The sequence below is a fragment of the Luteibacter sp. 9133 genome (genome assembly GCF_000800155.1).
In the GTDB taxonomy this organism is placed as follows: domain Bacteria; phylum Pseudomonadota; class Gammaproteobacteria; order Xanthomonadales; family Rhodanobacteraceae; genus Luteibacter; species Luteibacter mycovicinus.
This window is the reverse complement of the sequence record NZ_JUHO01000001.1, coordinates 1,379,247-1,392,070: the sequence shown is the minus strand read 5'-3', so window position 1 is coordinate 1,392,070 and position 12,824 is coordinate 1,379,247. Positions and strand designations below refer to the sequence as shown.

Below are 12,824 nucleotides of genomic sequence, written 5' to 3'. Positions count from 1 at the left end.
GGGAGCTATGGACGAAGGCGCGCTAGCACAGGTCAGCAACGACTTCCTCGATTACCAGTACGAAGTGCTGGGCGTGAGGGATTTCCTTGCGTCTTCGGATGTGACCGAAATCTGCATCAACCGCCCCGGCGAGCTCTATCTGGAGCGCAAGGGCGGCTGGCAGCGCGTGGACGTCCCGTCGCTGACGTTTGAGCGTGCGCGGCAGTTCTGTACCGCCGTCGTCAACGAAAGCAATACCGGTCAGCGCATCACGGACACGGATCCCGTGGTGTCGCTGACCTTCCCCACCGGCCAGCGCGCGCAGTTCGTCATCCCGCCCGCCGTGGAAGCCGGTCGTGTGTCGATCACCATCCGTCTTCCGTCGAAGCAGACGCGTACCCTCGCCCAGTACAGCGAAGACGGTTTCTTCGACGAAATTCTCGAAGGTGCGAACACGATCAGCCAGGCCGACAAGGAACTGCTCGAACTACGTGCCGAGCGTCGCTATGCGGACTTCTTTCGCCATGCCGTGCTCAGCAAGAAGAATATCGTGGTGGCTGGTGCAACCGGCAGCGGCAAAACCACATTCATGAAGTCGCTGGTCGGTCACATCCCAGACGACGAGCGGCTGGTTACCATTGAAGATGCCCGCGAGCTGTTCATCGACCAGCCCAACGTCGTGCACCTGCTCTACTCCAAAGGCGGCCAGAGTGCAGCCAATGTAACGGCGAAGAGCTGCATGGAAGCCTGCCTGCGCATGAAGCCCGACCGGATTATCCTGGCGGAGCTGCGCGGTGACGAGTCGTTTTATTTCATCCGAAATTGCGCGTCCGGCCACCCTGGTTCGATCACAAGCTGCCACGCAGGCAGCGTAGAGCAGACCTGGGACCAGCTGGCACTGATGGTGAAGGCCTCGTCAGAAGGCGCTGGACTGGAATTCGCGACGATCAAGCGGTTGCTTATGCTCACCATCGACATCGTCGTACACATCAAGGCACATGCGGGCCGGCGCTATATCACCGGCATCGACTTCAACCCGGCTCGCGCACTGAGCGCGGACGGGGGGTAACACTTAAGACATCGGTCATTAGACAGGAGTTGTAACGGTGATACCGGGAATGGAAATGATGGCGTGCCCCAACCTTGCCGTACCGGCGGAGGTGATGCAGCACGTCGTCAACGTGGAGTCCAGCCGCAACCCGTACGCCATCGGCGTAGTGGGCGGTCAGCTCGTGCGTCAGCCCCAGAACCTCGGTGAAGCCATCGCGACGGTCAAGTCGCTCGAGGATCAGGGCTACAACTACTCGGTCGGCGCGGCACAGGTGAATCGCGCCAATCTCGGCAAGTACGGGCTGGACACCTTCGAGAAGGCCTTTGACTTCTGCCCCAACCTGCAAGCCGGCTCTCGCATCCTCCGCGAATGCTACGACAGCGCGGGCAAGGACTGGGGCAAGGCATTCAGCTGCTACTACTCCGGCAATTTCGTCACCGGGTACCAGCACGGTTACGTGCAGAAGATATTCGCCTCAATGGCGCGCAGCGCGGGAACCGCGGTCGCAGCGGCCATTCCGCTTCAGGCGAGGCCGGTCCCGGTACGCGTCGTCAAGGTCGGCAATGGCATGAGGGGCGTGGTCGAAGACAGCCCCAGCTACCGCGTCGCCATGCGCAGCAGCGTGCTCGACAGCGCCGCCGCTGCGATGATCGGCACCGCCACGGGCGTCGCGCCCTCCAGTCGCATGGTCGCCATGCAGACGGTACCTGTTACTAACCCCGTGCTGGTGCAGACGCCACAAACGGCGCCCGGCGCGATCGTCACCGATCCCGATACCGCCGCCATCATGTCGCAGATCGGCGCACGCCTGCCGCAGGTCAATACGCCGTCGCAGGCCGGACGGATCCAGACCGATCCATCGACCGCCGCGGCAATGTCGCAGATCGGTGTGTCGGCCGCGTCACCGACCGGTGCGCAGGCCGCACCGCCCGCACAGGATACCGGCGGCATCTTCGTACCGCAGGTGCACGGACCCAACGACCCACCGCCGGGCGCCGTACGCCAGATGCAACAACCCCAGGGACGACCTGTCGACAACGCCGATACCCGAACGCAGTCAGGCGATGACGCTTTTGTCTTCTGATACGCAGGCCCGTGCCGGACGGATTCCGGGCGGCGCCATGGCACCGTTGGCTGCGCGGCACGCAGCTTTATCCGCTCCGTCGCATGTTGCGTCGGCGCAATTTGATTCAATCGCAACGAAGGAACCGAAAGATGGCCCTGTCCGCCCTCAGCACCACGATCGCCAAGTCCAAGCGCCCCTTGCTCAACACGGTCGCCCTGTTCGCCTTACTTGCCCTGGCCTTCCTGCCGGAGCTGGCGCTTGCTGACGACACCACCCAGACCAAGGTCTGCGGCTTCTTCGGAAGCATCAAGACCATCCTGAACGCCGCTTCCATCGTGGTCGTGACCGTCGCGGTCATCTTCTCCGGCTACCAGATCGCCTTCGCGCACAAGCGTATCGCGGACGTCACCCCGGCTCTGATCGGCGGCGTGATGATCGGTGCGGCTGCCCAGATCGCGAAGACCGTGGTCGGCTCGGACAATGATGAGTGCGGCGCCACCAGCGGCACGTCTCTGTTCCTCATGGACGTGATCAACTCCGCGATCCACCTCGTGTCGTTCCATGCATAAGAACGTACTGTTCCGCGGCTGCACGCGCCCGCCCATGTTCATGGGCGTGCCTTACGTGCCCTTCTTCATGGGTGCCGGCTCGTGTCTGCTGCTGGCCATGTACTTCAATTATTTCTTCCTCCTCCTCATCCCGGTGGTGATCTTCGTGATGCGCCAGATGGCGCGTCGCGACGAATTGATCTTCCGCCTGCTTGGCTTGCGCTTTCAGTTCAAGACAAGGGTCAGGAACGTACGGGAACACGACGGCATGTGGGTGTTTACACCCAACAACTATCGCGACCCGCGCAAAAAGGACAAGCGGTAAATCAAGGACCCACGCCCTGGCACCTGGTGCCAGGGCCTTTCGGCTTTCACGGTATCGACCACCATGTTCACACCCGACGCGCCCATCTCAGCCCACATCACTCTCTCCAGCCACGTCTCCCCCACCGTCGTGAAAACGACCGGCGGCGACTTTCTGTTGGTGTGGCGTCTTGGAGGACTACCTTTCGTCGGGCGAGAAGAGTGGGAGATCGAACACCGTCACAACACGTTCAACCGCATGCTGCAGACGCTGCGTGCGCCCGACTACACCAACGTCGCCTTCTGGGTGCACGACATCCGTCGTCGTCGCACCCTGCGCGACTCGTCGAAGTTCGGCCAGAAGTTCAACCAGGACATGTCGGATCAGTACTTCGACGCATTGTCCGGGCAGAAGCTCATGCAGAACGAGCTCTACCTGACCATGATGTACCGCCCGATGCCGGAGAACCGTCGACTGGCGGAGAAATCCACGAGCGTCGACCGGCTCCAGCAGGAGCAGGCACACGCGATCACAACCATTCTCGAGCTTGCGGGCAACGTAGAAGCCGTACTCAAGGATTACGCACCGTACCGTCTTGGCTTGTACGAAGCTTCGAACGGCATCGTGTTCTCCGAAATTCTCGAACTCTACGGATTCATCCTCAACCGTGTGGACGAGCCGGTGCCTGCGCTGAACGCGCCTGTCTACGACTACCTTGCCATCAGCCGCCAGCGTTTTTCGGCCAAGACCGGCGACTTCGTACTGACCACACCCAGTGGCGTGAATCACTTTGGCGCGCTACTCAACATCAAGGAATACACCGACGGCACCTATCCAGGCATCCTCAATGGACTGAAGTACCTGGATTTCGAGTACGTCATCACCCATTCGTTCACACCCATGGGCCGCACGAGCGCGCTGTCCGCGCTGGAGCGAACCAAGGGCATGATGATCTCCTCGGGCGATAAGGCCGTCAGTCAGATCATCGAGCTCGACCATGCAATGGATCAGCTGGCCTCGGGCAACTTCGTGCTTGGCGAGTATCACTTCACCATCGCCATCTACGCGCCCAGCCAGGACCTGCTGTCGCAGCAGATCGCATCGACGCGCGCGGAGATGTCCAACGCCGGCTTCGTCACGGTGAAGGAAGATCTGGCCGTCACGTCCGCGTTTTATGCGCAGTTCCCCGGCAACTGGAAGTTCCGTACCCGACTGGCCAACGTCAGCTCGCTGAACTTCCTCGGCCTGTCGCCGCTGCACAACTTCGCCACGGGTAAGAAAGAGAACAATCCGTGGGGCGAGTGCGTCACCACCCTGCAGACGACCAATGGCCAGCCGTACTATTTCAATTTTCACGCCACCCACCCCGCCGAGAACTCGCTGGGTGAGAAGGCGATCGCCAACACGATGGTCATCGGTAAGTCCGGTACCGGCAAGACCGCGCTGATCAACTTTCTGCTGAGCCAGGTGCAGAAGCTCGACCCCGCGCCGACAATTTTCTTCTTCGACAAGGACCGTGGCGCGGAGATTTTCGTGCGCGCCTGCGGCGGCAATTACCTCGCGCTCGAGAACGGCCAGCCCACCGGATTCAATCCGTTTCAGTGCGAACGCAGCGAAGAGAACGTCCAGTTCCTGGGAAACCTCATCAAAGTACTGGCCGGCAAGAGCGTATACAGCTCGCGCGAGGAAGAGGACATCTTCCGCGCCGTCGAAAACATGCTCGACACGCCCATCCACCTCCGCAACATGACGAACTTCCAGAAGAGCCTGCCCAATCTGGGCGACGACGGTCTGTTCATCCGCATGCGCAAGTGGACTGCCGGCAACTCGCTCGGCTGGGTGTTCGATAATCCGCGCGATACCGTGGATCTGACCAAGGCAAACATCATCGGCTTCGACTACACCGATATCATCGACAATCCGGAAGTCCGCGCCCCGGTCATCAACTACCTGTTGCATCGCCTCGAAGCGCTGATCGACGGCCGCCGCCTGATCTACGTCATGGACGAATTCTGGAAGATCCTCGACGGCAAGGGCGGCCTGAAAGAGTTCGCGAAGAACAAGCAGAAGACCATCCGTAAGCAGAACGGTATGGGCATCTTCGCGACGCAGAGCCCGGAAGATGCGCTGGCCAGCGACATCTCGGCCGCGCTGATCGAGCAGACTGCCACCATGATTCTGCTGCCTAATCCGAACGCCAGCCGCGAGGACTATGTCGACGGCCTGAAACTGACCGAAGCCGAGTACCAGGTGGTGGTCGGTCTGGATGAGCGTTCGCGCTGCTTCGTCGTGAAGCAAGGCCACGCTTCGGCCGTATGCCAGCTGAACCTGCGCGGCCTGGATGACGCCCTGGCGGTGATCTCCGCCTCGACGGACAACATTGAAATCATGCACGAGATTCTGCAGGTCACCGCCGAGAACGCAGGTGTATCTACCAACGACCTCCGCCCCGACCAGTGGCTGGAAGCGTTCTACGAAAATCGCAAGGGAAGTGGCAAAGGCAGGCCAACACGCCCGACCTCTTCTTCGTCCTCATCGTCCGCGCGCGTCGCGTAATCCATCGCTCGTCACCACGGCATCGCATTGGGATAGGAACATCATGATCAAGCGCAACCTACATCGAAAGCTCACGAACAAGCCGCTCCTCAAGGGGACGCTGGCACTGGCACTGGCGCTGGCAAGCTGGGCTCCGGCCGAGCGCGCGGAAGCGACGGGCATCCCGGTAGTCGATGTCAGCGCCATTCTCCAGTCGGCAGAGCAGTTTGTCGAACGCAGCCAGAACTGGATTGAAACCAAGGCGCAGTATGTCTCTGTCCTGAAGCACTATGCCGACCAGGTCGCCTTCTGGCAGCAGCAGCTGGTGAAGATCAAGGGGCTGCAGTACGACCTGTTCAAACTCGATCAACAATACGTGGAAATCGACGAATATTACGGCGTGCCGGAGCGTTGCCCAGGTGCGTCCAAGGGCATTCTCGGAACCGCCACAGACTTGCTGAAGTCCGCGCTTCCCGCGTCGCTCAGCTTCGATGGAAGCATCAATGATCAGCAGACCGCGATCTGCGCCAAGCTGGTGATGGCTGACAACAAGAAATACAACTTCACGGTGAAGTATTTCGAGCAGCTGACGAAGGACACGAATTCGCTCGTCGAATTGCAGACGCTGCGCCTTTCGGCGATTGACCAGTCACCGGGAAATATGGAAGCACTGGCCGGCGATACCGCTCGCTATGAAGCCAATATCAGCACCGCGAAATCGACCTGGGAGGCGCAGCTTCGCCAACAGGATGCCGAAATCGACCTGCTCAAGAAGCAGCAAGGAATCCTGACGCGCCGCGCCATTAACGGCCAACCGACCATCATCGGCGAGCTCGTAGGTGCTGCCGTACTGAAGGGAGCATTTACGGTAGGCAAGTAACGCGTCGCGCCAGCAGTCACGGACGTCCATAAAACACGCAAGACCGCTGCAGGCTAGCCTGCCGGCATGGGAAACACGGATCAAATGCCAACCAATATTGCTGACTACGTCTATTACCGGCTCGTCTACGACTATCTCAGCGATGAGATCAGTACGTTCGGCATGACGTTGATGAAGAACCTGATGAGCTGGGCCAGCGCGATCGCTCTGGTTCTTGTCACCCTGTGGATCATGTTCCAGGGCTTTCGTATTCTCACCGGTCAGTCGCGCGAGCCTCTGATGGCCACCGTGCTCAACCTGGGCCGCATCGCCGTGGTCATTGGCGCAGCGACCACGATGGCCTTCGCGGGCTCCGGCCTGCACCAGTTCCTGACCGTGGACCTGGACAAAGAGATCAACGGCCTGTTCACCGGCAAGGACGACGCCACCACGTCGTCCTCGATCGACAAGAATCTGGCCTATACGCAGCTTGCCCTCTCGACGATCAACAACATCCAGGTGGTCGAAGGCGACCAGGAGATGCAGAACGCCAAGGAACGCTCGCTGTTCATCGCGACCTTCGGCACCGCCTCCCCGCCCATGGCCGCCGGTGCCATGCTGCTGCTCTACCAGTTCGCTATGGCGCTGTTCATCGGACTGGGGCCACTCTTCATCCTGTGCCTCATCTTCGACCAGACCAAATCGCTCTTCCAACGATGGCTGATGTACGGCCTGGGTACGACCTTTTCGATGGCCCTGCTCAGCGTCGTTTCGAGCATTGTGCTGGAACTGACGATCCGCATCAGCGCCGCCTTCTGGGTGACGCATGCGCTCGTGGGCAATCAGTCCGAAGGTGTGAGCAGCATCGCCATGCAACAGGGTGGCATTGGGCTATTGTTGAGTACGTTGATTATTTCGGTGCCGCCGATGGCTGCGATGTTCTTCCAGGGTACGTTGGGTAGCTTCTCGCCTTACGGGGTTTTTGATAAGGGCGGTAGTGGTCGGCCTGGGCCGCAAGGGCAGCCAGCCGGATCGCAGCAGGGCGGACATCGTCCAACGGAAATTTCCGGCCGTGAGACGCAGGCCAATGTAGGCGGGAGCGCTTTTGGAGGAACACGTTCCTACCAGCCAGCACAAGCACCGCAAGACAATGAAGTGAAGACGGGCACGCCCTCGCGGAACTATTGAGATGTACAAAAAATCAATTTGTCGCATTCTTATTCTCCTCTTAGCTTGGGCATGGGGGAGTGTGCACGCCCAGGGTTGCCCGCCCGGACAATATCCTGTGGTCGGACAGGGCTGGAATTACTGCGCCCCCGTACCTGGGAGCCAGGCCCAACCCGAAGCAACAGCCCCAAAGGTGACATGGCAAGATCAATGGCAGGCTATCGCTACAGACGCGCCACGGGCAATTCTCGGCATATCAAAGGATCTTCCTACGCAGCGATCTGCTGAAGCGGCAGCAATGGCGGACTGCACCAAGAAAGGCGGTATTGACTGCACCCTTCAAATCTCGCATGGCAACGGTTGTATCGCCATGGTCGTTGGCGACAAAGTAATGAACACGAACAGCGGCGCTTCGAAAGACGAAGCCGCGCAGAAAGGGATACGCATGTGCCGTTCCGAAGATAAGAACTGCAAGGTCTACTATGCTGAGTGCAGCCTGCCCGTGAGAACTAACTAGGCTAGCCAATGCCAAGAAACCCACAAGGAATGTGTCCCACCGCTTTAACAGCAGAGCACCTTTGCTTCGCATGTTCGCAACAGCTCATCCATGTTCGCAGGCGGATTCAATGCTTCACATATGTATCAGTCCACCACTGCGCGCATGGATGAAGGGTGGGCGGCTATTCGGATAAACGCCCCTTAGCGATGAGTGACGGAGGTCAGGGAGGAGCTGACTAATCTCGGGCAGTGTTCGTATCGACCAGCAGCACATCCGAATCACTGACAGTGAGAGCAGTTTCACCCACGCAACCCCATTATCCTTTAGCTACCACTTTTCCGTTCCCTCATATTCGACCAGACCAAATCGCTCTTCCAACGATGGCTGATGTACGGCCTGGGCACGACCTTTTCGATGGTCCTGCTCAGCGTCGTTTCGAGCATCGTGCTGGAACTGACGATCCGCATCAGCGCCGCCTTCTGGGTGACGCATGCTCTCGTGGGCAATCAGTCCGAAGGTGTGAGCAGCATCGCCATGCAACAGGGCGGTATTGGGCTATTGTTGAGTACGTTGATTATTTCGGTGCCGCCGATGGCTGCGATGTTCTTCCAGGGTACGTTGGGTAGTGCATTGACGTATTCGGTGTTCCAGGGTGCGGGTGGTAGGCCGGGGCCGCAGGGCCAGCCAGCCGGATCAGGGCTGGGATATCAGCCTCAAAGCGCGGAGAAGCCCAGTACCGCCAGTGATTCCGGCGGCGCATTCGTGAGAACGCAGAGCCAGCAGGCTGCACCGCAGCTGGACATTACGAAAACAGCCCCCCAGAAGTAGGGACGAGTTAGCGGCGCTGGTTTACCCGTTGTTCCGGGGCACGGGTCGCCGACTAGGGCCTCAGGGGCAGCCACCAGGATCCGGCGGTTGGGATACTCCTTCCGGGGCTGTACCTGCACCTGCAAGCAGGACTACTCATTCGGAATCAGGAAATCAGGGAACAGGGGACTCACGGGCGCCCAAACCACTCCGTCTCCTACGATCACGCTGCGTAATGAGACGAATAATCAAATTGCTCGGACTTAAGCCTTATGAAGTATCTTTTCTCGATCGCTCTCCTAATCTTGAGCGGTTTAGGCTGTAAGCCGGCAGCCGCCGAGGGCGGTTGCCCCCCTGGCCAATATCCACAGTCTGGTCAAGGCTGGCAAACGTGTGTCCCAATCCCAGGTAGCGACAACCGTACCGCTTCACAACCGCCCGTAAGGTGGGAGTCTCGGTGGCAAGCAATCGCCAGTGATACGCCAAAGGGAATTCTCGGAACCGCGACGAATCAGAAAAGCGAAGAGGCTGCCGAGCGTACCGCTATAAGCGATTGCCAATCGAAGGGTGGAACTGATTGCTCAGTTCGGATCACGAACGCGAATGGTTGCGTCGCGATGGTCGTCGGCGATAACGTGATGAATACGAATGACGCACCAACGAAGGCGCAAGCGGAAGATAAAGGCATTGCACTGTGCAATAAGGACGATGTGAATTGCAGGGTATATTACTCATCGTGTAGCCCACCAGTAAGATTGCAATAAACTGCACTAATTGAGGTACTCGCAGCATTGCGATGGCGAATGAGGTTCGCTTAATAGCTGACAAAGAAGGGAGCCAGCAACCTCATCGCCGAGGAAGATAAAACGGCATAGTGGTTGGTGGTCCAGAATCTCGCCCGCAGCAAGCCTTCATATGCACATCAACGGGGCCAACTTCGTTCGGGGTAACTACGACACGAAACCGGCAAAGAATTACTATTCTCGTTGTCTCAGTTCCACCCATGACGGCGATATTCATCCAAGGGACGCTGGGTTGTGCGCTGACCTACTCGGCGTTCCAGGGTGCGGGTGGTCGACCGGGGCCGCAGCGGCAGCCGCCGGGCATGATCAAGGCACCAAGTTACGCGGGCCACGCGCAAAAAACGGGGGATCAACAAGCCGGAGGCTTCGAGCCACGCCTTTCCGGTACCACTCCTGTCGCACAAGCAGATGCAACGAAGCAATTTTCGAAAACATGAGGGTCTCGCTGTGATTCGCTCCTCCCTTTCTGTGCTGTCACTTGCGCTACTGTTCTTCGTAGCCGCTCCCGTTCGTGCGGAAGGCGGTTGCCCGCCAGGCCAGTATCCTCAGAATGGGCAGGGTTTCCAGACTTGCGTCCCCATTCCTGGGCAGCAACAGCAAACGCAGCAAGTGCCTGTAGCACGCTGGGCCGATCGCTGGCAGGCAACTGCAGCTGATATACCCAAGGGCATTCTAGGGACGTCCAAGGGGCTTGCGAATGCAGGTGATGCTGAGAAACAAGCTATAAATGACTGTCGAGAAAAAGGAGGCACTGCTTGCGAACTGCAAGTATCAGCAAAGAACGGTTGCATTGTGATGGTCGTTGGCGAAAAGACCCTGAACTTCAAGAGTGCAGCCACTGAGAGCGAGGCGAAGCTCGCTGCCTACGAGCAATGTAGCCGCACCAACTCCCAGTGCACCGTTCACTACGCTGAGTGCAGTCCGCCAGTTCGGATTCAATAGATACCCGCCGCCCATACGCCCTACTCGTGATCTGCTGCACTCCAGAGCTGACTGAGTCACTGCATATGCGCGATATTTTCTATGGCAGCCTTGTGTGCGGTCGCCGCCATGCTTCTTGAATTGACGATTCGCATAAGCATCGCGTTCCGGGTCACTCAAGAATGGAATTCGCTGACGGGAGATCAGCCCAAGGGCTTGAGTAGCGTAGCGATGTAACAAGGTGACAACGGTTTGTTCCTCAGCATCGTGGGCGTCTCCGAATCGCCTATGACGGCGATTCTTCCAGGGGACGCTGGGTAGATTCGCACGCTATTCGGTGTTCGGAGGCCCCGGCGGCAATGGCCGGCCCGGAGCGCAGGGGCAAGCGATTGCCACCGATTCAGGGAAGGGCGTTCTCGGAACATCGATTAACGCGGACACAATGAAAGCGGCGGAACTACTCGCCTTGGACGATTGCAAATCGAAAGGCGGCACCAACTGCACTGTCGCAATCTCATACGGTAATGGCTGCGTTGCGATGGTAGTCGGAGACTCGCTACTCACCACCGGATCCGGCGGCACAAAGGAAGAGGCTGAGAATAAGGCCAAGCATAGTTGCAATAACGGCGACACGAACTGTCGTGTGTATTACTCGGCCTGCAGCTTACCCGTCCAGCGATCATGACATATCCTAAGATCCAAGGATTGTCCTGAACGAGGAGACCGATCGCTCGAGAACCGCATAATCAGGGAATGGGCCCTACCGGTAAGCATCACGTTCTGGGTCTAGCGTGGACTGAGCACGTTGATGGGGAATCAGCCGGTGTTCCAGGGTGCGGGTAGTCGACCGGGGCCTCAGGGGCAGCCGCCGGGCGCACCGGTCTACGCCTCCAACCCAATTAACAGCGTCGGAGCAGGAAACCCTAATCAGCAAATGCAGGCCACGATGCATGGGGGGCGTGCAACACAACCGTTGGGGCCGTCGCTAAAACGATGACGTGAAGACGTCGAGGGCATAAATGCAATCCCATAACACATGGAAAGATCGATGACGAAGGCTATGGCCGCCATTTTCTTGCTCATATGTGCGTCTGGCTACTCACATGCCGAGGGTGGCTGTCCTCCAGGCCAATATCCCCAGTCGGGGCAAGGATGGCAGACATGCGTGCCCATCCCCGGAAGTACCCAGCAGTCGCCACGATCCGGCCCAAGCGAGCGCTGGGAGGATCGATGGGGTGCGTTGGCAGTTACCGACTCAGGGCAAATCGCTGGTGGCTCAAGCGGAAAGAAAACAGAGCGCGAGGCGATAGATGCTGCTATCGCGGACTGCCGCCTTGACGGAGATGAAACATGCAAAAGTATGGGAACCGTTAGAAATCAATGCATTGCAGTGGTTGCTGGCAGCGGCGGCACAAAGATCGAATCCGCACCGAGCGAAACCGAGGCAACGAAGCGCGCGATGAAAGAGTGCTTGCGTTCTGGTCAAGATGACTGCCATTCGTACTACTCTTCGTGCAGCCTGCCTGTTCGCGTGCAGTAGCGATTGCTGGCATGGCGCAGCATCACTCATCCCCAAGCAGAAAGCCCGGGCCAAGGATTCTACTGACGAGCACGCAAACCGAAGCAAGTCTCCGGCAGCGCGCCCGCGCGTGGCTTCAGTGTTTCAGAACGAGAGCCTTCGCCAGCATCGGCAACACCGACGGCATCAGCAGCATGGTCCTGCAAGCCTTTAGGGCAATGTCATCTCTTAACAACGCGCTTGCGGACACTACACCTACTCAGAGAGCTCCAACCGGGCGAGGCGAGGTCGAGTGACACTTACGAAAATCCTGCTACTGACAATCACTCTATTTGCCAGCAATGCTGTCTGGGCGCAGTGCGCTCCCGGCATTCCGAGCGCCGGGAACCCGGGATGCATTCCTCCGACGCAACCTGGCTCCCCTTACGGCCAACAGGGAGATGCCAGTTCGTCCTCGTCTAGCTCTCCACCTCCCACAGCGCGATGGTCAGAACGCTGGGGCGCCGTGGCCCTGGATGCCAGCACTGGAAGCGCCGGGGTATCGACAGGCATGAAGACGCAGGCCGAGGCAAAGCGTGAGGCCTTGGACCAATGCCGCGAGAACCGAGGGCAGGCCTGCGCCATTTCCGTCGCGTATCGCAATCAATGTGCCGCCGTCGCTCAGCGATCCACGGGAGGAGTGATGGGAAGTGCTAGCGGTCCGAGCCTTGAAGTCGCCAAGGCTGCTGCCAAGGAAGAGTGTGGAGATACGGCTTCGTGCCAAATC

General features: G+C 58.9%; 8 protein-coding genes. All 8 read left to right on the top strand.

Going from position 1 to position 12,824, the window contains the following annotated elements; translation table 11 throughout:
• The first annotated feature begins 7 nt into the window (after positions 1–7).
• The 8 genes from virB11 (at position 8) to FA87_RS05920 (ending at position 8,836) form a co-directional block, all read left to right on the top strand.
• Positions 8–1,048, top strand: a complete 1,041-nt coding sequence (virB11, locus tag FA87_RS05960) for a P-type DNA transfer ATPase VirB11 (protein ID WP_043693053.1) — start codon at positions 8–10, stop codon at positions 1,046–1,048.
• Positions 1,049–1,097: 49 nt separating this feature from the next.
• Complete coding sequence (locus tag FA87_RS20290) at positions 1,098–2,114, top strand: lytic transglycosylase domain-containing protein (RefSeq protein WP_197062378.1); 1,017 nt, start codon at positions 1,098–1,100, stop codon at positions 2,112–2,114.
• Positions 2,115–2,245: 131 nt separating this feature from the next.
• A complete protein-coding gene (locus tag FA87_RS05950) occupies positions 2,246–2,665 on the top strand; it encodes a TrbC/VirB2 family protein (RefSeq protein WP_043693050.1) in 420 nt (139 codons plus the stop codon).
• Entirely contained in the window at positions 2,658–2,969 is a 312-nt protein-coding gene (locus FA87_RS05945; protein WP_043693047.1) for a VirB3 family type IV secretion system protein, read from the top strand. The genes FA87_RS05950 and FA87_RS05945 overlap by 8 nt, the downstream gene beginning before the upstream one ends.
• 63 nt (positions 2,970–3,032) lie before the next feature.
• Complete coding sequence (locus FA87_RS05940; RefSeq protein WP_043693044.1) at positions 3,033–5,504, top strand: VirB4 family type IV secretion/conjugal transfer ATPase; 2,472 nt, start codon at positions 3,033–3,035, stop codon at positions 5,502–5,504.
• 43 nt (positions 5,505–5,547) lie between these two features.
• The gene (locus FA87_RS05935) at positions 5,548–6,363 is read left to right on the top strand and encodes a hypothetical protein (RefSeq protein ID WP_043693042.1); all 816 of its coding nucleotides are present in this window, start codon (positions 5,548–5,550) and stop codon (positions 6,361–6,363) included.
• Between the two features lie 84 nt (positions 6,364–6,447).
• Complete coding sequence (locus tag FA87_RS05930) at positions 6,448–7,530, top strand: type IV secretion system protein (RefSeq protein WP_081996490.1); 1,083 nt, start codon at positions 6,448–6,450, stop codon at positions 7,528–7,530.
• Between the two features lie 826 nt (positions 7,531–8,356).
• Positions 8,357–8,836 (top strand): type IV secretion system protein, encoded by a 480-nt coding sequence (locus FA87_RS05920; RefSeq protein ID WP_275041281.1) that lies wholly within the window; start codon positions 8,357–8,359, stop codon positions 8,834–8,836.
• Positions 8,837–12,824: the final 3,988 nt, after the last annotated feature.